Raw genomic sequence first — 22,666 nt, forward strand, 5'->3', positions numbered from 1 at the left:
GCGTCCGGCGCCACAGGCACAGAATCGAGCATCCCAAGAACCCCAGCCACCGAAGGGACCCCGGCAACAGAAGGCAGATCCTCCACGAGCGCGGCGCCGACAACAGCACGGACACCGGCAACCGGACGGACCTCATCACCCCAGTCCACAGCTGCCGCCACCGCTTCCCCAAACGTCTCCATACACAAAGTCTTCCAGCAGAGCCAGAGAAAAACCGGCGCCACCGACGCTATGTGGATAACGGCAACCAAGGCGCCTGCACAATGCCAAGGAGGCGCCGCCGTCGTCCTCCAGGCAGGCAGGGGAGGCGCCGCCGCCCAGCCAAAAGAGCGAGCAGCGGCGCCACCGAGGCAGGCGTCAGTCTTCTTCGATTACCGCGACTCCGCCAGCAGGAACCGTGCCGTTAAACCGCTCCCCGGAGAGCAGGTCGGTCCCGGCGGCCTGGACGGAAGAGTCAGAGCGGTTGTGGTTGATGGCGAACAGGAAGTTCCGCCCGTCGGCCAGGCGGCGGCGGGTCAGCTCCACACCGGGATCTGCCACAGCAACAGGGGCAACGCCGGACTCACCAAGGAGCTGGTCCACAACTGACTCGATACCGTTCGAATCGGGGAACGTCGCTAGGTACCACGCGGCCCCGCTCCCCACGGGACGTCGGGTCAGGGACGGCACGCCTTCCAGAGGGTACTCGGTGAATGTCTGCAGGGTTTCAGCACCGTCGAGGTGGACGTGCTCGCTCCAGATGGAGGAAACGGTTCCGTCACTGAGCTTCAGCTGCGAGCCGGCCAACAGGGGATGGAATTCCTCGACCCGCACCCCCAGGAGTTCGCGGAACGCGCCCGGGTAGCCGCCAAGCCGCACGTGGTCCTTCTCGTCGACGATGCCGCTGAAGTAGGTGATCAGTACGGTGGCGCCGGCGGCAGCCGCGGCAGCAATGTTTGCCGCAGCTTCATCCGTGACGGAGTAGAGCGTGCAGACGAGGACAAGGTCGTAGCCCTCCAGGGTGGCGGAGGGGTGGACCATATCCACGGAGACACCCCGCAGGAACAGCGAGCGGTGGAAGGCCCGCAGGAGGTCCAGGTAGCGCACGTCGATGCTCGGCTTGGAGTCGATCTCACTGGCCCACCACGCCTCGTGGTCGAACACGATGGCCACCCGGGATTCCACCCGCGAGCCCCGCACCGGCTCCAGAAGCTTCAGCGCGGCCCCCAGGTCCACCACTTCGCGCCACACCCGGGTCAACCGTCCGCCATGCGGCACCATCGCTGAGTGGAACTTCTCGGAACCGGCGAAGCTCTGCCGCCATTGGAAGAACATCACGGCGTCCGCGCCGCGGCCCACATGGGCCAGCGAGTTGCGCAGCATTTCGCCGGGCATCTTGGGCTGGTTGCGCGGCTGCCAGTTGACGGCCGACGTCGAATGTTCCATCAGGATCCACGGGTCGCCTCCCGCGATGCCACGGGTTAGGTCCGCGCTGAACGCGAGCTCGACGTGGCGTTCGGGGTCTGCGGCCACGAGGTAGTGGTCGTTGGCGATGACATCCAGGTCTTTAGCCCAGCTGAAGTAGTCCATGGCTTTAGTGGCGCTGGAGGCCATCAGGTTAGTGGTGCAGGGGACAGCCGGGGTAACTTCGCGCAGAACTGCAACGAGCTCGCGGTAGTAGTCCATCAGAAGCCAGGAGTTGAAGCGCTGGAAGTCCAGCTGCTGGCCCGGGTTGAGGGTGGACGGGGCAACGCCGGGCGGGAGGATCTCCTCGAAGGAGCCGTAGTTCTGGGACCAGAAGGCCGTGCCCCAGGATGCGTTGAGCGCGTCAGTATTCCCGTATCGGCGCTCCAGCCACTCGCGGAAAGCGGCAGCATCCTCCTCTCCGTAGAACTCGGAGACGTGGCAGCCCAGTTCGTTGTCCACGTGCCACAGGGCCAGTGCCGGGTGGTCCTTGTACCGTTCCGCCAGCATCCGGGTAATGCCCTTTGCGTACCGCCGGTAGACGGCCGACGACGGCGTGTAGTGCCGCCGCGAGCCCGGTCCCAGCACGGTCCCGTCAGCAGTGACGGGCAGGATCTCCGGGTGCTTGCGCACCAGCCAGGCGGGCGGGGCCGCAGTTGCCGTGGCCAGGGCTACCTTGACGCCGATGCTGTGGAGGTTGTCCATGACCTCGTCGAGCCAGCCGAAGTCGTACTGTCCCTCAGCAGGCTCCAGGAGCGCCCAGGAGAAGATGCCGACACTGAGGAAGTTCACACCTGCTTCCTGCATCAGCTCCAGGTCCTCCAGCCTCACGCTTACGGGCCATTGCTCCGGGTTGTAGTCACCGCCGAACGCGATGCCCTCGATGTTGTTCCAAACGCTGGCCGGGATGGAGCTTGCCTGCTTGGTCATGGGACTCCTTTGTCTGCTGGGACGATGGTGGCGAACCGAAAACCAGGTGATTGGAAAACGCTTGCCCATTTGCACGAATGGGGATATTGTATCGTTTCAGAAGCCGTGTAAGCCAGCTCACTACTCGCGTTGTAGAAGAGAAAAGGGATTGCACACATTGAGCAAGGAGGCTCCCGTGATCAACAGAAGGCATTTCCTCACCACCGTCGCAGTCGGCACCGCATCTGCCGCAGCCCTGGCGGCGTGCGGAACCGGATCCAGCAGCGCCGGGAAGACCGGTTCCGCTGAAAACCCCGTCACCATCAACTACACCTGGTGGGGCAATGACGACCGCGCCGAGCGTACCCGCAAGGCCATTGCGCTGTTCGAGTCCAAGAACCCGGACGTCAAGGTCAATGGCAACTTCACCGACTTCGCCGGCTACTGGCAGAAGCGCGCCACCGAAGCAGCCGGCGGCGGTCTGCCGGACGTCATGCAGTGGGACCTCTCCTACCTGCGCGACTACGGCCAGCGCAACCAGCTCCTGGACCTGGGCACCGTCAACATCAACACCGATGCGTTCGAGAAATCCCTCCTGCCGTCGGGCCAGATCAAGGGCAAGACCTACGGCATCCCCACCAGCACCAACGCGTTCGCGGTCTACTACGACCCCGCCAAGCTGGCCTCACTCGGCATCGCCGAGCCGACCGGCAAGTGGACCTATGACGAGTACAACGCTTTCCTGACGGAGGTAGGCACCAAGAGCAATGGTGCCCTCTTCGGCGGCACCGATTACACCGGCGTCTGGTGGATGTTCAACATCTGGCTGCGCCAGAACAACATCGAGGCCTTTACCGAGGACGGCAAGCTCGGCTTCACCAAGGATGACCTGAAGAAGTGGTGGAACCAGACGGCGGCCCTGCGCGGCACCCCGGCCATCATCTCTGAAGAGCGCGTCACCCAGCTGGCGCCCAAGTCGCCGTTCGGTTCCAACGTCACCGCCACCGAAGTCACCTGGGATAACTTCATGGCCGGCTACCTCGCCGACAGCGGCGCCAAGGAGCTCAAGCTGGTTCCGGTTCCCTCCGACGATCCGGACAACCTGGGCCTGTTCCTGAAACCGTCGATGCTGATGGTGGCCAGCGCCAAGACGCAGTACAAGGACGCTGCCGCCCGCTTCATCGACTTCATGGTCAATGACCCCGAGGTGGGACAGATCTTCAAGACCTCCCGTGGCGTACCGGCCTCCAAGACCCAGCGCGACGGCACCACCTTCGAGGGTACCGACAAGCTCGTGGTGGACTACGAGAAGTCCATCGAGCAGTACCTCAAGGACGCACCCGAGCCGCCCATCGTCGGCTTCGGCACCCTGGAGGCCTCCTTCAAGCGCATCGCCTCGGACCTGAACTACGGCAAGCTGGACATCAACGCCGCCACGGATGCCTGGTTCAAGGAAGCCGAAGACCTCATCAAGCAGAACGCCTAAATTCCAGGCGCCCAAGACTGACGGATTGAACTCGTGACTCAAAGCCCAACACTGAGCAGGCGTTCGACGACGTCCGCCCCGGCTCCGCTTCGCAAGTCGAAGCGGAGCGGGGCGGATGCCCGCGCCGGCTACACCTTCCTGCTGCCCTGGCTGCTGGGATTCATTGCCCTCACTGTTGGGCCCATGATTTCCTCGCTCTACCTGTCCTTCACCAACTACAACCTGTTCGAGGCGCCCAAATGGATCGGCTTCGACAACTACACCACCCTGTTCCAGGACGAGCGGTTCCTGCAGTCGGTAGGCGTGACCGTGAACTACGTAATTTTCGGCACCCCGCTGAAGCTCGCAGCCGCACTGGCCGTGGCGATGCTGCTCAACAGCAAACGGCGCGGGCAGGGTTTCTACCGGTCCGCGTTCTACGCACCGTCCCTGATCGGCGCCTCGGTGTCGATCGCGATCGTGTGGAAGGCCATGTTCGGCGATAACGGTCCCGTGGACCAGGGCCTGTCCATCTTCGGGATCAACCTGGGCGGCTGGGTGGGCAACCCGGCCATGACCATGCCGATGTTCATCCTCCTGACGGTATGGCAGTTCGGCGCCCCGATGGTGATCTTCCTCGCCGGCCTCAAGCAAATCCCCAACGAGCTCTACGAAGCGGCGTCCATGGACGGTGCCGGCCCGGTGCGGAAGTTCTTCAACATCACCTGGCCCATGCTTTCGCCGGTGATCTTCTTCAACCTGCTGATGGAAACGATCCACGCGTTCCAGATCTTCGCCTCGGCCTACATCATCTCGAACGGTGAAGGCGGCCCGGCCGGCTCCACTCTCTTCTACACCCTCTACCTGTACCTGCGGGGCTTCAGCGATTTCCGGATGGGCTACGCCTCGGCCATGGCCTGGCTGCTGGTGATCGTGGTGGGAATCATCACCCTGATCTTCTTCCGCACGTCCAAGTCCTGGGTCCACTACAGCGGTGATTCACGATGACAACAATGGCAACCCCCACCCAGTCTGCACCGGACGCGCCGGCGCCGCACTACAACCCCAAGTCCGAATCGGCAGGGGCCAAGCGCGCCAAGAGCACCTTCTTCCACATGGTGGCCCTGGCACTGACCGCCGTGGTCCTGTACCCGGGCCTGTGGATGATCGCCTCGGCGTTCAAGCCGAACTCGGAGATCGGCGGCGCGAACACCTCGCTGTGGTCCAGCAACTTCAGCATGGACAACTTCGTCACCGCCATGGAGGGCATCGGGGGGGTGTCCACTCTGCAGTTCTTCACCAACTCGCTGGTCCTGGCCATCGGCGCGGTGGTGGGCACCGTCCTCTCCGCGTCCGTCTCGGCCTACGCGTTCGCAAGGATCAATTTTCCTGGCCGCGGGCTGTTTTTCGGCATGATGATCGCCACCCTGCTCCTGCCGTTCCACGTGGTGATCATTCCGCAGTACATCGTGTTCCAGCAGCTGGGCCTGGTGGATACCTACATCCCGCTGCTGATCGGCAAGTTCCTGGCCGCTGACGCGTTCTTCGTGTTCCTCATGGTCCAGTTCATGCGCGGCCTGCCCGCGGAACTGGACGAGGCGGCACGGATCGACGGCGCCGGACATGCCCGCATCTTCGGGTCCATCATGCTGCCGCTGATGAAGCCGGCCCTGATCTCCACCTCGATCTTCTCCTTCATCTGGAGCTGGAACGACTTCCTGGGCCCGCTGCTGTACCTGAACACCCCGGACAAGTACCCGCTGCCGCTGGCCCTGCGGCTCTTCGTGGACCAGACCCAGTCCTCGGACTACGGCGCGATGATCGCGATGTCGGTCCTGGCTTTGCTGCCGGTGCTGATCTTCTTCCTGATCTTCCAGCGGTACATTGTTGAAGGCGTTTCCACCCAGGGCCTCAAGGGCTAACGGAAGAGCGAGACAGAATATGACCGTCATGGACAGCACCACACCCGCCCCCAACCACCACGAACCCGTCCCGGTGAACCGTTTCGCGCTGTTCTCTGAGACTCTCCTGGCCGGGGTGCTGGTGCTGGTGCTGTCCCTTCCGCTGGTGACGATCCCCGCCGCGTATGCGGCGGGGATCACACATCTGGAACGGCACCTTTCCGGCCGGGATGATTCCGTCCGCGGCCTCTGGGGCCTCTTCAAGGCTGCGCTGCCCGGCAGCTGGAAGCTTGGACTCGCGACGGCGGCGGCCGCCGTCGTGATTGTCCTGAACCTTTTGCTCGCATGGGCAGGGCAGCTTCCCGGCCGGGAGATAGTGCTGCCGTCCACCTTGATCCTCGCCGCCTGCGGGGCCATTCTCCTGCTGCGGACCTCCTCTGCCTGGTCTGTCCTCACCGGCGTTACGGCCGATGCAAGAGCAACCTGGCGCTCCGCCCTGGAGACGGGGCAGGCGCTGTCAGTGAAGGATTGGACCGGTTCGCTCCTGCTCGCGGCCGCACTGTTCGGGGCTGTGGTGTTCGTCTGGATGCTCGTCGCCCTCTTCGTAGTGGTCCCCGGCACCCTCATCCTCGCGGCAGCGGCAGTCAAGATGCGCTCCACCCGCTCCTGACACACCAAAAGCGTCCGAGGTACCACCGGCGCCATGTAATCGTCTGGTGCTGCCCGCCACTACCGAGTTGAGTCCCACGTGTCTTCCGACCGCCAGCGTTCCCAGCAGTCCCTCCACAAGCCAAAAAACCAGCCCACCTGGTATCAGCCCCTGACACAGCGCAACTACCGGATTTTCCTGGCAATGGTGTTCACCGGCAGCGTGGGGGTGTGGATGCAGCGCCTGGCCCAGGACTGGCTGGTGCTGCAGCTCACCGGCAGCCCTGCGGCGGTGGGCGTCGCCGTAGCACTGCAGTTCCTCCCGATGCTGATTGTGGGTCCGCTCAGCGGCCTGCTCGTGGACATGTTCCCCAAGCGCCGCATCATGCTCGCCTGCCAGGCCGTCATTGCCCTCCTGGCGATTGGTCTCGCCGCCTGGGCCGCAAGCGGAACCATCACCGTTTGGGCCGTTTATGCCAGTTGCGTTGCACTGGGCGTAACGTCAGCCATCAACCAGCCCGCAACCCAGGTCTTCGTCAACGAGGTAGTGGGTGACGCAGCCCTCCGGCCCGCCATAGGCCTGAACAACGCCATTGGACAGCTGGGCGCGATGGCGGGTCCGGCGGTGGCTGGAGTGGTCATCGCCCAGGCAGGATCGGCCGCCGCCTTTGCCGCAAACTCATTCCTGTGCCTGCTGGTGCTGAGCATGATCGCCGCGATCCGGCCGGCCGAGCTGCACCCCAGTGCCCCCGCCGGACGGGGGCGCGGGCAGCTGCTGGCCGGTTTCAGCTATGTGCGCGACAGGCCGCGGCTGCTGCTCATCATCCTGCTGGCTGGACTCCTCGGCGCCTTCGGCATGAACGGGCCCGTGGTCCTGGCGGCCTTCGCCGAGCGCGTGTGGCACAACGGCGTTGAGGGCTTTGGCCTGTTCAATACCGTCAGCGCGGTGGGCGCCCTGGCCGGCGCACTCCTCGCCGCCCGCCTCAAGAATATGGGGCGCAAAGGCATCGTGGCCGCTGCCGCCCTCTTCGGCCTGTCCCAGCTCGTCGCGGCGCTGATGCCGAACCTGGTGCTGTTCGTGGCCATGCTGGTGGTGGTGGGCCTGATGACCCTCCTTTTCCTCACGAGCGCGGCCACCGCCGTGCAGCTCGAAGCCGGCCCGGAGATCCGCGGCCGTGTGATGGCCCTGTACCTTCCCCTGCTGCTGGGCGGGCACGCGCTGGGTGGACTGCTGGCAGGCTGGCTTACGGAACAGTTTGGCGTGCGCGCAGGGCTGGTGGTCACGGGCGGGCTGGGCATGCTCTCGGCCCTGGTCATCGGCCTGCTGCTGTGGTGGCACGGCCGCCGCCGCACCCTTGCAGCCATAAGTTAGCACCCTTGACGTGTGTGCTGAGTCACACCTACGCTGTGGAAACCGGTTTCTATTAGGTCTCAGCAAACCCGCGCCAAAGGACAAACAATGATGTTTAGCGCCCAAAAAACCCTGTTGCCTAAAGCCGCCGCCACGGCAGTCGCCCTTTCACTGGTTCTTACCGGCTGCGGAAGCAGTTCCCCGGAAACCGCGTCGGACGGGCCGGTGACGCTGCGGTTCAGCTGGTGGGGATCGGATACCCGCCACAAGCTGACGGAGAAATTGATCGCAGCCTTTGAGGCGGAAAACCCGAACATCAACATTGAGGGGGAGTACGGCGACTGGAGTGGCTACTGGGACAAGCTGGCGACCCAGGTGGCATCGCAGGACGCCCCCGACGTCATCCAGATGGACGCCGCCTACCTGGGCGAGTACTCCGGCCGCGGCGCCCTGCTGGAGCTGACGGACGTGGACCTTTCCAAGTTCGACCAGCCAGTAGCGGATTCGGGCAAAGTGGACGGAAAGCAGTACGCGGTCACCAGCGGCGTGAACGCCATGGTGGTGCTCGCCAACCCCGCGCTGGTCTCCGCCAGCGGCGTGACTTTGCCCGACGACGAGTCCTGGACCTGGGACGACCTCAACAGCACTGCGGCCGCCATCACCAAGGCCAGCCCGGAGGGTGTCTACGGAATCGGACAGGTCAACAGCGACGCCGCCGCAAACCTGTGGTTCCGCCAGCACGGCAAATCGCTGTTCACCTCGGACGGGCTGGGCTTCGAGGAAGCTGACCTGGCGGAGTGGTACGAGTACCAGGCTGCGATGCGGGACTCAAAGGCGGTTCCTCCAGCCTCGGTGATCACCGAGGACGCCAACGCATCCATCGACCAGCAGGGCCTGTCCACCAACAAGTTCGCCATGAACATGTACTGGTCCAACCAGTTGGGGGCCCTGAGCAAGGCCTCCGGCCAGGACCTGGAGATCAGGCGCCCGCCAAGTGTGGAGGGCAAGGCCTCAGAAGCCCAGCAGTTCTACAAGTCGTCCATGTTCTGGTCTGCGAGTTCCCGCACCAAGCATCCGGTTGAGGCCCAGAAGTTCATCGACTTCGTCACCAACAATCCGGCTGCCGGCGAGATCAGCCTGGCGGACCGCGGCATCCCCGCCAACTCCGAGATCCGCGAAGCGGTGGCGTCCAAACTGTCCCCGGCAGACGCGAAGACGGCGAAGTTCATTGACGAAATCTCGGACGAACTGGGTAACGCGGTGCCGGTTCCCCCTGCCGGCTCAAGCGCCGCCGTGGAAGCGTTGACCCGCTACTCGCTGGAAGTGCACTTCAGCCGGCTGTCGCCGCAGGAGGCCGCCAAGAAGGCGATCGAAGAGGCCAAGAGTGCCCTTCTCTGACCTACTGGTCCCACGCACGCCGGGGACGGCAGGCTAAGCGGGGACGGGCCTGGGGGTGAAGGTCCAGGTCCCGGGGTGGACGCGGAAGTCCACTTTTTCCCCACCTGCTGCCGTTTCGCCGCCGGGGCTAAGGCGGGCTGTTCCGGCACTTTCGCGGGCAGGAGGTACGACGGCGGCATCCGCCGTCGGGCCCTCACGCCCGGAAGCGACGGCGTAGCTGCCGGCGGGCAGGCGGACCACGGCGGTGACGCCGGGCGGGATGGTGCACTCCAGCCGCATCAGCCCGCCTTCCCGTTGCCAGCTCGCCTCCACGCAGCCGCTGGCCGCGGGAACGCTGCCGCGCGCATGCTCCAGCCGGCACACGGGGGGCTCTATCAGCAGTTCGGCGCCTGCGGCGGACGTGTAACGGACGCCTAACAGGTGTTCGAAGATCTCTTTGACCACTGAAGCAGACCAGGCATGGGACTGGCTGTAGTCGGTCCCCTCCACCAGGTCCCAGGCTTCCCAGGTGAAGGTGGCGCCGCGTTCCAGGAGCCGCGCCCACCCGGGCTGGTCCTTGTTCGTCAGGAGGTCCAGGACGGCATCCGTGAGCCCTTGGGACAACAGCGCACGGACCAGCCGGTGCACAGTCAGCGGTCCCTGCTGCATCCCCATGGCAGCGATCCGCCGGGCATCCACAAAGGCCAGGTCCGGGGCCGTGATGCCCAGCGACAGCGGGAAGGACGTGGCGTGCTGCGACGCGTGGGCACTGGGGGTGCCGTCGGCATGCAGCCCGTCCACCATGACCCCGTCGACGCGCAGGCGGGTGCGGATGGTGTCCGCCAGCTGCCGGGCCGAGGAGGCATAGCGGATGGCGGCCTCCTCTTCGCCCGCCAGGCCGCAAAGCCGTGCCGTGGCCATCAGCGCGGAGTAGGCCTGCACGTTGACAGTGGTCTTGGCGGCGCACTCCATGTCGTAGCCGAACCGGCCGGGTTCCGGCCAGTCCACAATGCCGTGGAGATAGGGGCCGGAGCCGCCACCCAGCGTGGTGACCAGTCCCGCCGTCGGGCCCTCTGCCGGAATGTACCGCAGGGCATAGTCGGCTGTGCTGCACAGGTGCGGCAGCAGTTCCCGGACCAGGGCAAGGTCCCCGGTGCGCAGGTGGTATTCCTCGATCCACTCCGGGATCATGAGCGAGAAGTCCGGTATATCCCGTTTGCCGTCACCATTGGGGTAGACGGCGTTGTAGCGGCCCTTGTCCTCGCCGGTGGTCCAGTAGCGGACGGCGGACCAGCCGAACTCGCGTAATGCCTGGGCCGTGTACGCGTGTTCCCCGAAGAGGGACATGGTGGCATAGGAGATGTTTACGGCGTCTGCCAGGAACTGGCCCTTCTCACGCGTGGGCGTGTCCACAAACTGTTCCTGGACGCCGTACAGAGCCGAGTCGCGCAGCAGCTTGAACACCGCATCCAGCGTGGCATCGGAACTGCTGAAACTTCCCTCGCCCGGGTGCCGGCCGTGAACCACCACAGCGCCCACCTTGGAGAGGTCCGCTGCCTGCACAAAGGGAAGCTCGAGGTAACGGAATCCCAGGTGGACGCTGGCCCGGAACTGCTGCGGTCCTGCCGCCTGCGTGTACGGAAAGGACATGTCCGTGTTCTGGCTTGCCGTCTTTCCGGCGTCCACCCGTCCGTCCGGCCGCAGGCCGTACCCGGCCCGGATCATCAGGGTGCGGCCCGGCACGCCGTCAAGGAAGTCCACCTCGGGCCGCCCGGGAAGAACCTGGCCGAAATCCGCCACCAAGGTCCCGTCATCGGCCGTCAGGAACGCCTTGGGCGCCACGAATTCATCAGCGATAAAAGTGCGGCGGGGGTGCACCCGTGGGAACTCCAGCGTGGGGTGGCTGCCGTAGCTGATAGCTGCCGGCATGTCATCCATGGCGGAAGACAGCGCGGCGGCAAGGGCCGCGGCGGCCTGCCCGTCCAGGTGCTCCACGGGATCGCCTTCGTCGTTGCGGTAGCCGGACTGCCGGTACGGCGCCTCGCCCGCTGACCAGTCCGCCCCGGAGCCAAATACTTCACGGCGGCCGTCGGTGTAATGCACGCTCAGATGGACCAGGAGGCCAGGGAGGCCTGCCGCCCGGCCCTGCCCGGGGCCGTACCAGTGGAGCAGCGCCGTCAACGGAACCGGAGTGTCCAACGGCTGCGCGGCAAGGAGGGCGGTGACGTCAGCGGCGTCGTAATAGCCCTCGCCGGGGTAGCCGAAGGACGTGGTGCTGAGGCAGTGGGTTTCGGCCAGGGACAGCTGGGCGTGATGGTTCGCGGCTACGAACAGCCGGGCCCGGCGTACCATGCCCTTCAGCTCCACGCTGGTCCGGAACAGCGTCCATTCATCCGGCTGCCGGTGCGCTGTGGTGGAGGCCCAATGGGCCAGGCAGGCGCGTGCGTGCTCCTCGGACGCGTCAAAGCGGTGGTCCAGGAGGACGGCGTCAGTGCCGGCGGGATCGCAGGTGCCGGTGATACGCAGGGACGCGTACTCCGCCTGGCTGCGTGGTCCCTGGTGAAGCGCAAACCTGCCAGGGGCGGCCGACGCTTGAGGCTCCTGCACCGCCAGCAGTTCCGCGCCGTCCAATGAGACGGTGATCGTGGCGCCGTCGTCGGAGACCACCAGGTTCTGCCAGGAACCGGCCACCAGGTCCTTGCCTGGCAGCCGGGCCTGGTGGATGTCATGCGTCCGGAACGCCTGGGCCTTCGCCAGTACGGCGGTTTCGGGAACCCCCGGGGTGGGAATTTCCCACTCCGGGACCTGCCGGAGGACCACCTCGCCTTCAGTGTTGAGTTCCAGCAGCAGCCCAGTTCCCGGGCCGGTGCTCCGCAGGATCAGCCCGGCCCAGCCCATGACCGGCCGGACGCGGGCTTCGAGCCGGAAGCTGCGGACCGGCGGGCAGGGGGCCGGCAGGAAAGGCGAGCCGGCAACCCGCAGTGCCTGGTTCAGGACTTCCAGGGGTGAGCGGCCGCCGGGGGCGCGCCGGATCCAGCCGGCCCGCCACTCCGCATCTCCAAGGCCGGTGCTGAACGGCTGCGGGCAAGACCAATCCCCGGGGATTCCCGCCGCATCACGGACCCGCACGCGCCACGCGTAGTCCGCGTCGTCCTCGAGTGCCGGCCCGTCGTAGGGGATGCCGCGCCGGGCAGGGGAGGAAACCGGCCCGGAGCTCCAGAACTTCGTGCCCTGGGCGTCCTCCAGCGCGATCTCGTAGCCGGTCTGCACGGCGCGTGCCGGGTCCGCCTCCTCCGGCTGGGCAAGCTGCCAGGTGAAGGTGGGGTGCGGGGACGAGGTCAGGCATTCGGCGAGGCCGTCCGTCAGGAGGCCGACTGCGTGCAGCTGCCCCTGCTCCTGGCTTGGGCCCGCGGCGGGCGCGGTGGCGGGCGCCTTTGCTCGCTGCGGCCGCATCAGAAGGCGGGCACGCTGCAGGCGGAAGGGGCAGAAGTGGCCCAGGGCAGGCCCAGTTCACTGAAGGTGAGGTGCCTGCGGCCAGCCTGTTCCAGGGCGGCCTCGATGTCCACCACGACGGCGTGGGCTGCTTCCCCTTCCCCCTCCCACCGGACGTACGCGTCGCCGATGGGTGCCGGCAGCGGCGCGGTCCGCACGGCTTCCAGCACCAGCATGAAGGCGCCGCTGTCCAGGAGGGGGCTGATCAGCGGGGCGCCTGCGCTGCGGTGTGCCAGCAGGTTCTCCGTTAGGTCATCGCGGCCGTAAGTCTTCTCTGACGTGCCTGACGCCGTGGTCACGGTGAGGCGGTCCTCGGTGTAGTGGAAAACGGCCGTTCCGGCAGAACCGTGGAGGGTGACGTACGGCTCCACGGCCTCCGCTGCGCAGATGGTCAAGGCGCAGGTGATAGGCAACCCGGTGGACGTGCGGATGCGGATCACCGATGTGTCATCGGATTCGATGTCGTTGGCGCGGTACAGCTCCGTCTCCACCGAGGAGACATCGGCTGTGGTCCTGGCCCCCGCAATCCTCAGGGCCGTGGCCACTGCATGCGCCAGGGGGTTGGTGGCCACGCCGTCCACCACATCAACACCGCCGATGCTGCGTTTTCCGGCCCAGCGTGAGCGCTTGTAATAAGCCCTGTCCCGGACCCAGCGCCCCGTTGCCGAGATGCCCTCGAGCGTGCCGATGGTGCCGGCGGACAGCAGGTCTGCGATCCCCTGCAGGGCGTGCGAGCCGAGGCTCTGGAAGCCGATCTGGACGCTCCTGCCCGATGATGCAGCGGCATCACAAAGCCGGTTAAAGTCCGCCAGGGAGGCGACGGGGGGCTTTTCCAGGTACAGGTCTACCCCGGCGTCCAGGGCGGCCAGCGCCAGCGGGGCATGCGTCTGGATGGGGGTTGCCACGATGATCAGGTCCAGCGCTCCGGTGGCGGACAACAGTTCGTCCAGCCCCGGGAAAACCTGGGCCGACGCCGGCACGGAGCCGGGTGCCGGCGGTTGCGGATCAGCTACAGCGACGAGTTCGAGGGCGCCTGCAGCCTGGAGGCGTGCGAGGTTGCGCAGGTGGTGGGTGCCGAAGCCGTGCACGCCCACCAGGGCGACGCGGGCGGGAGCGCTGTGGGGGGCTCCGGAGGCAGCGTCTGCTTCAGCCGAAGTTGGGGGAGTCCCCGCGGGGGCGTCCGGGCTGTGGGTGCCAGTCGGCATTCCCATGGTTCTCCATTCCGCCCCTTCGGGGCACGCATTCCACCGGCATCGCCGTCGCCAGCAAACGCTTTCCAAACAACATTGTGCGCCATGGCGCTTGCGCCAGTCCACCTGTGTAACGATTCAAAAAACAGCTTGACCTTGCCGCCGAAGTAGGTCTAGATTTCGAGAAACCGATTACCGGCGTGACGCGGACCACTTCCGCCTTCGCCTCTGCAACGATGGAGAAATGAAGGGAGCAGCGCCATGCTGTCTGGAACATTCAGCGCCCGGGCCTACTCGTTCTTTGACACCCTCCTCTGGATCGCCTGCCTGAACCTGCTGTGGATTTTTTTCACCGTGATTGGCCTTGGCGTCCTCGGTGCGGGTCCGGCGACGGCGGCTGCCCACATTGCCGTGCGGAAGCGTGCGCGGGGCGAGGCGGCACCATTGGCCCGGAGCTTCGCCTCCCAGTTCTTCGGGAACTTCGGCAGGGCCAACGCCCTTGCCCTGCCGGTGATGGCTGTCGCCGTGGTGTTGGCCATGAACTGGAACTTCTTTTCAACCTCCGACGGCCTGTTTCCACAGCTGATGGCGGTGGGAATCCTTGCCGTGGCCATCCTCCTGGCCGGTGCCAGCTGCTACCTCTTCCCGATGTACGCCCGGTACGAGCTGCCCCTGGGCCAGTACCTGTTCCTCTCGTCCCGCTTCGCGTTTCGCCACCTCGCCGGAACTGTCATCCTGCTGTTCATTACAGCCGCAGTGTTCCATGCGAGCAGCACCGTCCCCGGACTGATCCCGTTCTTCAGCATCGGCGCCTGGCTTTATGGCACGGGCTGGCTGTGCGACAGGTTCTTCAGTGCCAATGATGAATTCGTCGCGGCAGCAGAAGTCCCGGCAGCGGAGCGCGCGCTCCCGGTGGCCTCCGTGGCCTGACCTGGGTCGCCCCGCGCCGCTCCTTTGTCCGGAAGGCGCTGTCGGCCTGCCTGTACCCCCGAAGGTGCCCTGCCGGCGTCGTAATGAAACGTATCAAAAGCAACCCCAATTTGCCCGAAACAACCCCGAAGAAGTGGAAAAGGAAAACCATGCTCCGTAGAAAATTCTCCCTGGCTGCCGCCGTCGTGACCGCCACCGCACTGTCCCTCACGGCCTGCAGCGGGGGTGAGGCCCCGGCGGCTGACCTCACCACGGTGTCCATCATGGCGCCCTTCCTGGAAGCCCAGCCGCCAACTGCTGACGGTGCTGTCCAGAAAAAGCTGGAAGAGCTGACAGGCAAGGACATCAACATCTCCTGGACCCCCAACGCGTCCTATGAGGACAAGACCAACATCACCCTGGCCTCGTCGGAGATACCGCACATCATGGTGATCCAGGGCAAGACTCCCGGGTTCGTCAAGAACGCTGAAGCAGGTGCCTTTTGGGACCTGACGGACAAATTGGACGACTACCCGAACCTCAAAACCACATTCCCGGAGATCCAGGAAAATGCCAGCATCAACGGCAAGGTCTACGGCGTCTACCGAGGCCGTGCCCCGATGCGCGCAGCCGTAATGTTCCGCCAGGACTGGCTGGACAAGCTGGGGCTTGAGGCGCCTAAGACCACCGAGGACCTGTACAAGTTAGCCAAGGCCTTCACGGAGCAGGACCCGGACGGCAATGGCCAGAACGACACCTGGGGCATCACCATCCCCAAGTGGGGCGCGCTGGGAACCAACAGCCCCTACGACTTCATCGAGACCTGGTACGGCGCCGGAAACCGCTGGACCGAGAAGGACGGGAAGCTGATCCCGAGCTTCGAAACCGAGGAATTCCTCGAAGCCAACCGCTTCGTCAAGAAGATGGTGGACGAGAAGCTCATCAACCCTGACTTCGCCACCTTCGACGGCACCAAGTGGAACGAACCGTTCTTCAACGGCAAGGGCGGCATCATTGTCGACGTCGATTCCCGCGTGAGCGTGCTGGTGAACCTCTTTAAGCAGGCGGACCCGAACAACTTCGAGAACAAGGTGGGCTTCGTGGGCAACCTGAAAGGACCCGACGGTGAACTCCACGCCCACCCCACGGACGGCTACTCGGGCTTCCTCGCCATACCCAAGGCCAGCGTCCGCACCGAGGCCGAGCTGGAAAAGGTGCTGGAAGTGCTGAACACCATGAACGGCAAGGACGCCGCCATCCTGGTCAACAACGGGATCGAGGGCGTGAACTTCACGGTTGAGGACGGCAAGGCCGCCACCATCAAGCCCGAAACCGAAGAAGGCAAGGCCGTCACCACGGACATCAAGAGCTACGCCCAGCTGGGCATGAACGTGAAGGGCAACGAATTTTACCCGGTCAAGCAGCCTACGGACTACGAGCAGCAGGTCTTCGACAAGCGCACTGAAGTCATGGCAGAGGACCTCAAGAGCGCGGTCTACAACCCGGCCGCTCCCTACGTCTCCGCCACCTATGTGGCCAAGGGCGCCCAGCTGGACAACATCGTGGCCGACGCCCGCATCAAGTACCTCGCCGGGCAAATCGATGAGCAGGGCCTGAAGGATGCCATCAAGCTCTGGAACACCAGCGGCGGCGACAAGGTCAAGGAAGAGATCAACCAGCTCTGGCAGGACAACAAGTAAATGGCAATTCCTGTCATTGACACCCGGGCCGGGGAGCGGGCGCCGTCCACAGCGTCCGCTTCCCGGAAGCGGGGCGGTTTCTCCGTCCACTTCGCGCACTACAAGTGGCTGTACCTGCTGCTGCTGCCCGGGGTGGTGTATTTCGCGGTGTTCCGCTATGCCCCGATGTACGGGGTGAGCATCGCCTTCAAGGACTACGTGCCGTTCCTGGGCATCAACGGCAGCCCGTGGGTGGGCTTGCAGCACTTCCAGGACTTCTTTTCCAACCCGGATTTCCCCCGGCTCCTGGGCAACACCTTGATCCTGGCGTTCCTCAACCTGGGCATAGCGTTTCCGCTGACCATCGTCCTGGCGCTGCTGCTGAACGAGGTCCGGCTGAGCATCCTCAAACGCACCGTCCAGACCCTGGTGTACATCCCGCACTTCCTGTCCTGGACCATCGTGGCGTCCCTGAGCTTCCTGCTGTTCGCCCTGGACTTCGGCCCGCTGTTCCTGTTCCTGAACTCGGTCATGGGCACCAACACCGACTTCCTGAGCGATCCCAACTGGTTCCGGACGCTCATTGTGCTGCAGGAAATCTGGAAGAACACCGGCTGGGGCACCATTATCTTCCTGGCTGCGCTCGCCACGGTGGACCAGGACCAGTACGAGGCCGCAATCATTGACGGCGCCGGCCGGTTCCGCAGGGTCTGGCACATCACCCTTCCCGGCATCCGCTCCACCATCATCGTGATGCTGATCCTGGCCATCGGGCAGATGCTCAACACCGGGTTCGAACAGATCTACCTGATGACCAACGCGCTGAACCGGTCCGTGGCCGACGTCTTTGACACCTATGTGTACTTCGTCGGCATCACCCAGGGCGCCTACAGCTATTCCACCGCAGTGGGCCTGTTCAAGGCCGTGGTGGGCATCGTGCTGATCTTTGGCACCAACGCCCTGGCCAAGCGATTCAACCAGAGCGGACTGTTCTAGCCATGAAAATCCACAACACCACCGGCGGGCGGATCTTCGACGCCGCGAACTACGTCTTCCTGTCCTTGATCGGGATCGTCACCCTGCTGCCGTTCATCTACGTGATGGCGGGCTCCTTCGCCAACGAAGCGGAAATCACCCGGCGCGCCTTCTTCGTCTGGCCCGAGCAGTTCACCCTCAGCGCCTACGAATACATCTTCTCCACCCCTGCCTTCATCAGGGCCCTGGTCACCACCATCCTGGTGACCGCCGTGGGCACCCTGGTCCAGCTGGCACTGACCGTCACCATGGCGTATCCGCTGGCCAAGAAGACCCTCCGCGGCCGGCAGGTCATCCTGTCCCTGGTGGTCTTCGCCATGGTGTTTTCCGGCGGCATGATCCCCACCTTCCTGCTGGTGAAGGACCTGGGCCTGCTGAACTCGTACTGGGCCCTCATCTTGCCGGCCGCGATCAACCCGTTCAGCCTGATCATCATCAAGAACTTCTTCCAGGAACTCCCCGCGGAGCTGGAGGAATCGGCCAAGATGGACGGTGCCACCGAGATCGGCATCCTCTGGCGGATCCTGCTGCCGCTCTCCAAGCCCGTGCTGGCCACCTTCGCGCTGTTCTACGCCGTGGGCATCTGGAACGACTTCATGTCACCGCTTCTCTACCTCAGCGACAACTCCAAGTGGACCCTGCAGATGTACCTGCGCCAGGTCACCGCAGCCTCCGATCTCCTGGGCACCGGCAACGTGGACCCCACCTACATACCGCCGGAGCAGGGCATCAAGTTCGCCGTCATCGTGGTTGCCACCCTGCCCATCCTCATCTTCTACCCCTTCCTGCAAAAGCACTTCGCCAAAGGCATGCTTATCGGCTCGGTAAAGGGGTGACCTTCACCAGAAAGAACACCATGAAAATTCTGCTTGCCGGAGATTCCACCGTGGCCACCTGCCCCACCCACGAGTACCCCATGAGCGGGTGGGGAGCCCAGCTTGCACCGCACCTCTACACCCGTGCCGCCGTGCACAACTTCGCCAAGGGCGGGGCCAGCACGGAATCCTTCCGGGATGAAGGGCTGTGGGAGGCGCTGCTGGCAGAGGCCGGGGAGGGCGACCTGGTGCTGATCCAGTTCGGCCACAACGACCAGAAGAAGCAGCATCTTGCCGCCCGGACCGGGTATGCGGCGAACCTCCGGGCCATGGTGCGTGAGGTGGAGAGCCGGGGAGCGCTGCCTGTCCTGTGCACCTCCGTGGAGCGGCGGCACTTCCTGGACGTGGCGCCGTCGGGCACTGCTGCCTTGGAACAGAGCCTGGAGGACTATCCGGAGGTGGTCCGGGAAATCGGTCTCGAGCTGGGCCTGCCCGTCATCGACCTGAACGGGTGGACCCGCGCGCTGTACCTTCGGCTGGGGCGGGAGGACTCCAAGGTGCTGTTTTGCCATTTCCAGCCTGGGGAACATGCCCACTGGCCGGACGGACTTACCGACAACACGCACTTTTCGCAGCAGGGTGCGGCGCTGGTGGCCGAGCACGTTGCAGCGGAGCTTCAGGAGCTGAGGCTGGTGCCTGCCAGCGTGTTAAGTACGACGGCGGGACGCGGCTAAGTGGCAACGGCGGGCATGGAGACGAAAGTGCTTTACCAAAATGCGCTCGCCGGGCCAGGAGACGTGGCAGGGTGGGTGGCCGAAGGGCCGCTGAGCCTGGGCCGCCACGCGGGTGCGCTTGAACTCGCAGGTGCGCTGGACGACGCGGAATTCGGCGACCAGGCCCACTGGACCTTCTGGTGCCCCGTGGAGTTCCCGGACGGCGTCCGGATCAGCTGGGAGTTCCTTCCCGTGGAGGAACCGGGCTTGGCCATGCTGTTTTTCGCCGCCCGCGGACACCGCGGACTCGACCTGTTTTCACCCGCCCTGGCGCCGCGTACGGGTTACTACCCGCAGTACCACACCGGGGACATCGACGCCCTGCATGTGTCCTACTTCCGGCACAAATACGAGTCCGAGCGGGCCTTCCGGACCTGCAACCTGCGGAAAAGTGCAGGCTTCGAACTGGTGGCCCAGGGCGCCGATCCGCTGCCGCCGGCCGAGGATGCGCTGGACTTCTACCGCCTGGAGGTGGTGAAGGACGGGCCGCGGGTGGCTTTCTCGATCAACGGGCTCCCGCTCTTTGACTGGCAGGATCGTTCAGGCAAGGTGCTGGGCGGCGGCTATCTCGGCTTCCGGCAGATGGCCCCGCTCCGGGCCGCCTACCGGAACCTGGTGGTGGAGAAGCTCTAGCTGCACTGACAGGGTTTGATGCTGTTCAGAACGCGTAGCGGATGCGGCAGTAAGGCGTGATTTTCTCCATAAGACCGGTCAGCTGGCGGATGTAGCGGGCTTTGGTTCCCGAGCGGTAGCGGACGTTGGTGAAGCCGTTGGATGAAACCTTTGATTCCTGGAGGTCCGGACGCCACAGCACGTTCTCGGCCTGCGGATGCCACCCCAGGTTGACCTCGTGAAGGCGCTCATTGTGGGTCAGGAAAATTACTTCCGCCGCGAGCTGGGCTTTTGCTGCGGGAGTCAGCGTGGCATCGAGCTGGCGCAGCAGTTCCTCCCAGTCGCTGAGCCAGGTGTCTGTGATGATGACGGGAGAAAAGTTCACGTGCACCTCGTACCCGGCGTCGACGAAGTCGTTGATGGCGGCCAGGCGCTCGGCCACCGGGGAGGTCCGGACGTCGATCGATTTCGCCAGATCGGCGGGCATGAGGGAGAAACGGATCCTGGTGTGGCCACCGTGGTCCCACGTGAGCATTGCCGGGTTCACGTACTTCGTTGCAAACGACAGCTTGGCGGTGGGCAGGTCGCGGAAGAGGGTAACGAGGTCCTCCACGTTGTCGCTGATGAGGGCGTCAACGGAGCAGTCACTGTTCTCGCCGATGTCGTAGACCCACAGTTCAGGATCGCACTGGTTGGGCTCCAGCTTGATGCCCTGGCGGGTAACGTGCCGCTCAAGCGCCCCGGCAATCTGGTCGATGTTCGCGAACACCGTGACCGGGTTGCTGTACCCCTTGTGCCGGGGCACGTAGCAGTAGGCGCATGCCATGGCGCAGCCGTTCGCGGTGGAGGGGGCGATGAAGTCTGCGGACCGGCCGTTCGGCTTGACGGTCAGTGCCTTCTTGACGCCGAGGACCAGCGCCTCTGTCTTGATCCGGGACCAGCGGGGGACGTTCGTCTCATCGCCGTGCACCGCCGGAATGTTCCAGTGGTTGTCAACAAGCTCGATGTCGGCGTCCGGCCATCGTTCAACGATTTCCTTACCCCGGGCGAGCTCCAATGCGGCAGGCTGTGCATAGATGCGGCGGATCTGCAGCAGCCGGTTGAATTCCATACCTTTATTCTTCCAAGACGCGGGAAGATCCGGGGCTGGTTAAGCCGAAGGCGTCAGGCCATGCTCTCCAGCGCCAGTTCCTCAACAGCCTCGGCAAGGGCTTCCATATCGAACCACTGCACGGGCAGCATGTGATGGACGAAGGCGTCGAATTCAAAGGGGTGGCAGCGTCCGCCATGGTTCCAGTACAGGATCCACAAGTCGATCAAGCCACGGTCTTTGCGCTGCAGCAGGTGTTGGGCAGTATGCCGCAGGTCATCCATAACCAATCCTTGCTTCTGCTACCGGCCCCCCACAAGAGCAGTAGCCGAAGGATTCGCCCCAGCTGCGGCAAGGGAGGAGAATCAGGAGGTCCAGAGTCTGAACAAGGGAATAAGGAAGGGAGGCAGGGTTTGGCACCGGAAACTGTCGACGGCGGCAAGGGTACCGTGGAGCTGCGCTCCGACGGCATCATCCACCTGATTTGGGAACCCAAGGTCCGCATAGAACTCGAAGACGCGCAGGCGGCCATGGCGGCGGTTAACCGGATTGCGGGGGAGGAGACCTACCCCATGCTGGTGGACATGGCCACCACCGAGGACGTCACCAGGGCTGCCCGTTCCGTCTTTTCCATCCCCTGCGCCGCTAACCGGATCGCACTGCTGGGCGCCAGCCCGGTGGACCGGATCATCGCCAACTTTTTCCTGGGCGTGCACATCCCGCCCTGCCCCACCCGCTTCTTCACTTCGCGGACCGAGTCCATGAAGTGGCTGCAGCAGGCGGGGTAGCCACCGGGCCGCGCCCGTCAGCCGGCGGACGAAGTGCCCGTGCTCTGCCGGACCACCAGCTCCGGGGTGAACACCACCGCGCGGTGCGTGGGGTTCTGGGATTCCACCTCTTCGGCGAGGAGTTCGATGGCTGTGCGTCCGAGCGCCTCCGTGGGCTGCCGGATGGAGGACAGCGGGACCACGGCCGAGACCGCGAAGTCGATGTCGTCGTAACCAATCAGCGCAACGTCGTCCGGGATGCGGTAGGTGTGGGTCATGGTAAGGGACTGCATGACGCCCAGTGCCAGGAGGTCGTTGGCGCAGAAGATGCCGTCCGGAAGGTTTTCCCGCCCCCGCTCCACCAGCATGTTGCCCACGCTGCGCCCGGCGAGGACGGTCTGCCCCTCGGACTCGAGCACCTCAAGGGTGGCATCAGCTTCTTCTTTTACGGCCCGCTGGGCCCCCTGCAGTCGGTCGGCCACCTGCCGGATGGAGGTGGGACCGCCCACAAAGGCGAGCCGACGGCGGCCGGTGTCCAGCAGGTGCCGCGCAGCAAGGTAACCGCCGGCGTCGTCGTCAACTGCCACTGAGCTGAACTTTGCCTCGTCGGCCAGCCGGTCCACCAGCACGGTGGGAACCCCGCGCTCGCGGAGGAGGTCCAGCCGTTCGGTGACATCCCCAACTGGTGAGATCAGCAGGCCCTGGACGCGCTGCTCCTGGAACAGGTCGATGTAGTTGGCCTCCCGGCCGGCGTCGTGGCCGCTGTCGCCTAGGAGCACCGCGCTGCCGTGCAGGGCAGCGGCATCCTCGGCGGCCCGCACCACGGACGTGAAGAAGGGGTTCCCCACGTCCAGGACAATCAGGCCAATGGTTCGGCTGTGGCCTGCCCGCAGCTGGCGGGCCGCGTCGTTGCGGACGAACCCCAGCTCGTCGATCGCCTTCAGCACCCGGTCCTTGGTCCGCTGCGAAACCCTGTCCGGGTAATTCAGCACATTGGATACCGTGCCTACGGCCACGCTGGCATGGTTGGCGACGTCCTTGATACTGGCGGTGCGGTTCATGATTCTCCGTGTTGCAGGGACGCGTGCCTCGGGTCCGGCCGGGCTGCTGACAGCCGGGCCGGAATGCTTGACACCTACTCAACTACAAGAGTACTTTGAATCGTACCAATGAAACGATTCAAACTTTGGCGAGTTCAGGAGGGTCCAAA

At 64.8% G+C, this 22,666-nt stretch carries 20 protein-coding genes; 13 read left to right on the forward strand and 7 right to left on the reverse strand.

Annotated features, from left to right (window positions below; translation table 11 throughout):
- Both FDW84_RS11835 and FDW84_RS11840 read right to left on the reverse strand, forming a co-directional pair.
- The coding region (locus FDW84_RS11835) for a hypothetical protein (protein ID WP_138609688.1) at positions 1–182 on the reverse strand (182 nt) is incomplete at its 3' end.
- Positions 183–357: 175 nt separating this feature from the next.
- On the reverse strand, positions 358–2,373 hold the full coding sequence (locus tag FDW84_RS11840; protein ID WP_138609690.1) for a beta-galactosidase: 2,016 nt from the start codon (positions 2,371–2,373) through the stop codon (positions 358–360).
- A gap of 175 nt (positions 2,374–2,548) precedes the next feature.
- Between FDW84_RS11840 and FDW84_RS11845 the strand changes: the two genes are divergently transcribed.
- The 6 genes from FDW84_RS11845 to FDW84_RS11870 all read left to right on the forward strand — a co-directional run bounded on the left by FDW84_RS11845 (position 2,549) and on the right by FDW84_RS11870 (position 9,115).
- Positions 2,549–3,838, forward strand: a complete 1,290-nt coding sequence (locus tag FDW84_RS11845; protein WP_138609692.1) for an ABC transporter substrate-binding protein — start codon at positions 2,549–2,551, stop codon at positions 3,836–3,838.
- A gap of 33 nt (positions 3,839–3,871) precedes the next feature.
- Positions 3,872–4,825 (forward strand): carbohydrate ABC transporter permease, encoded by a 954-nt coding sequence (locus tag FDW84_RS11850; RefSeq protein ID WP_138609694.1) that lies wholly within the window; start codon positions 3,872–3,874, stop codon positions 4,823–4,825.
- Complete coding sequence (locus FDW84_RS11855; protein ID WP_138609696.1) at positions 4,822–5,739, forward strand: carbohydrate ABC transporter permease; 918 nt, start codon at positions 4,822–4,824, stop codon at positions 5,737–5,739. Before FDW84_RS11850 ends, FDW84_RS11855 begins: the two co-directional genes overlap by 4 nt.
- 19 nt (positions 5,740–5,758) lie before the next feature.
- Entirely contained in the window at positions 5,759–6,388 is a 630-nt protein-coding gene (locus FDW84_RS11860) for a Poxvirus protein I5 (RefSeq protein ID WP_138609698.1), read from the forward strand.
- A 78-nt stretch (positions 6,389–6,466) separates the two neighbouring features.
- On the forward strand, positions 6,467–7,738 hold the full coding sequence (locus tag FDW84_RS11865) for an MFS transporter (protein ID WP_138609700.1): 1,272 nt from the start codon (positions 6,467–6,469) through the stop codon (positions 7,736–7,738).
- An 87-nt stretch (positions 7,739–7,825) separates the two neighbouring features.
- Positions 7,826–9,115 carry an ABC transporter substrate-binding protein gene (locus FDW84_RS11870; protein ID WP_138609702.1) on the forward strand — a complete coding sequence of 430 codons (1,290 nt, stop codon included), beginning with the start codon at positions 7,826–7,828 and terminating at the stop codon, positions 9,113–9,115.
- A 33-nt stretch (positions 9,116–9,148) separates the two neighbouring features.
- Here FDW84_RS11870 and FDW84_RS11875 read toward each other — a convergent pair whose 3' ends face one another.
- Positions 9,149–12,547 (reverse strand): family 78 glycoside hydrolase catalytic domain, encoded by a 3,399-nt coding sequence (locus FDW84_RS11875; protein WP_138609704.1) that lies wholly within the window; start codon positions 12,545–12,547, stop codon positions 9,149–9,151.
- Positions 12,547–13,797, reverse strand: a complete 1,251-nt coding sequence (locus tag FDW84_RS11880; RefSeq protein ID WP_138609706.1) for a Gfo/Idh/MocA family protein — start codon at positions 13,795–13,797, stop codon at positions 12,547–12,549. The genes FDW84_RS11875 and FDW84_RS11880 overlap by 1 nt, the downstream gene beginning before the upstream one ends.
- Positions 13,798–14,037: 240 nt before the next feature.
- On the opposite strand from FDW84_RS11880, the gene FDW84_RS11885 reads away from it, so the two are divergent.
- From FDW84_RS11885 to FDW84_RS11910, 6 genes are all read left to right on the forward strand, one after another.
- The gene (locus FDW84_RS11885) at positions 14,038–14,706 is read left to right on the forward strand and encodes a YesL family protein (protein ID WP_138609708.1); all 669 of its coding nucleotides are present in this window, start codon (positions 14,038–14,040) and stop codon (positions 14,704–14,706) included.
- A gap of 149 nt (positions 14,707–14,855) precedes the next feature.
- The gene (locus FDW84_RS11890; protein WP_138609709.1) at positions 14,856–16,385 is read left to right on the forward strand and encodes an extracellular solute-binding protein; all 1,530 of its coding nucleotides are present in this window, start codon (positions 14,856–14,858) and stop codon (positions 16,383–16,385) included.
- Complete coding sequence (locus FDW84_RS11895) at positions 16,386–17,360, forward strand: ABC transporter permease (protein WP_138609711.1); 975 nt, start codon at positions 16,386–16,388, stop codon at positions 17,358–17,360.
- Positions 17,361–17,362: 2 nt separating this feature from the next.
- A complete protein-coding gene (locus FDW84_RS11900) occupies positions 17,363–18,235 on the forward strand; it encodes a carbohydrate ABC transporter permease (RefSeq protein ID WP_138609713.1) in 873 nt (290 codons plus the stop codon).
- A 20-nt stretch (positions 18,236–18,255) separates the two neighbouring features.
- Positions 18,256–18,948 carry a rhamnogalacturonan acetylesterase gene (locus tag FDW84_RS11905; protein ID WP_138609715.1) on the forward strand — a complete coding sequence of 231 codons (693 nt, stop codon included), beginning with the start codon at positions 18,256–18,258 and terminating at the stop codon, positions 18,946–18,948.
- 27 nt (positions 18,949–18,975) lie between these two features.
- Entirely contained in the window at positions 18,976–19,620 is a 645-nt protein-coding gene (locus FDW84_RS11910; RefSeq protein ID WP_240721487.1) for a DUF1961 family protein, read from the forward strand.
- Positions 19,621–19,645: 25 nt separating this feature from the next.
- On the opposite strand, the gene FDW84_RS11915 is transcribed toward FDW84_RS11910, so the two are convergent.
- A complete protein-coding gene (locus FDW84_RS11915; RefSeq protein WP_138609720.1) occupies positions 19,646–20,710 on the reverse strand; it encodes a spore photoproduct lyase family protein in 1,065 nt (354 codons plus the stop codon).
- A gap of 53 nt (positions 20,711–20,763) precedes the next feature.
- On the reverse strand, positions 20,764–20,973 hold the full coding sequence (locus FDW84_RS11920; protein WP_138609723.1) for a hypothetical protein: 210 nt from the start codon (positions 20,971–20,973) through the stop codon (positions 20,764–20,766).
- A 129-nt stretch (positions 20,974–21,102) separates the two neighbouring features.
- Between FDW84_RS11920 and FDW84_RS11925 the strand changes: the two genes are divergently transcribed.
- Positions 21,103–21,477: a DUF7793 family protein gene (locus FDW84_RS11925; RefSeq protein WP_138609725.1), complete on the forward strand. Its 375-nt coding sequence runs from the start codon at positions 21,103–21,105 to the stop codon at positions 21,475–21,477.
- Positions 21,478–21,494: 17 nt separating this feature from the next.
- On the opposite strand, the gene FDW84_RS11930 is transcribed toward FDW84_RS11925, so the two are convergent.
- Positions 21,495–22,517, reverse strand: coding sequence for a LacI family DNA-binding transcriptional regulator (locus FDW84_RS11930; RefSeq protein ID WP_138609727.1), 1,023 nt, complete (start codon positions 22,515–22,517; stop codon positions 21,495–21,497).
- Positions 22,518–22,666: the final 149 nt, after the last annotated feature.

Source organism: Pseudarthrobacter sp. NamE5 (assembly GCF_005796225.1).
In the GTDB taxonomy this organism is placed as follows: Bacteria; Actinomycetota; Actinomycetes; order Actinomycetales; family Micrococcaceae; genus Arthrobacter.

Coding starts and splice junctions, on each gene's coding strand:
- FDW84_RS11840 (WP_138609690.1), bottom strand. CDS start 2,373: ATGACCAAGCAGGCAAGCTCCATCCCGGCCAGCGTTTGGAACAACATC.
- FDW84_RS11855 (WP_138609696.1), top strand. CDS start 4,822: ATGACAACAATGGCAACCCCCACCCAGTCTGCACCGGACGCGCCGGCG.
- FDW84_RS11860 (WP_138609698.1), top strand. CDS start 5,759: ATGACCGTCATGGACAGCACCACACCCGCCCCCAACCACCACGAACCC.
- FDW84_RS11870 (WP_138609702.1), top strand. CDS start 7,826: ATGATGTTTAGCGCCCAAAAAACCCTGTTGCCTAAAGCCGCCGCCACG.
- FDW84_RS11875 (WP_138609704.1), bottom strand. CDS start 12,547: ATGCGGCCGCAGCGAGCAAAGGCGCCCGCCACCGCGCCCGCCGCGGGC.
- FDW84_RS11880 (WP_138609706.1), bottom strand. CDS start 13,797: ATGGGAATGCCGACTGGCACCCACAGCCCGGACGCCCCCGCGGGGACT.
- FDW84_RS11885 (WP_138609708.1), top strand. CDS start 14,038: ATGCTGTCTGGAACATTCAGCGCCCGGGCCTACTCGTTCTTTGACACC.
- FDW84_RS11890 (WP_138609709.1), top strand. CDS start 14,856: ATGCTCCGTAGAAAATTCTCCCTGGCTGCCGCCGTCGTGACCGCCACC.
- FDW84_RS11895 (WP_138609711.1), top strand. CDS start 16,386: ATGGCAATTCCTGTCATTGACACCCGGGCCGGGGAGCGGGCGCCGTCC.
- FDW84_RS11900 (WP_138609713.1), top strand. CDS start 17,363: ATGAAAATCCACAACACCACCGGCGGGCGGATCTTCGACGCCGCGAAC.
- FDW84_RS11905 (WP_138609715.1), top strand. CDS start 18,256: ATGAAAATTCTGCTTGCCGGAGATTCCACCGTGGCCACCTGCCCCACC.
- FDW84_RS11915 (WP_138609720.1), bottom strand. CDS start 20,710: ATGGAATTCAACCGGCTGCTGCAGATCCGCCGCATCTATGCACAGCCT.
- FDW84_RS11920 (WP_138609723.1), bottom strand. CDS start 20,973: ATGGATGACCTGCGGCATACTGCCCAACACCTGCTGCAGCGCAAAGAC.
- FDW84_RS11930 (WP_138609727.1), bottom strand. CDS start 22,517: ATGAACCGCACCGCCAGTATCAAGGACGTCGCCAACCATGCCAGCGTG.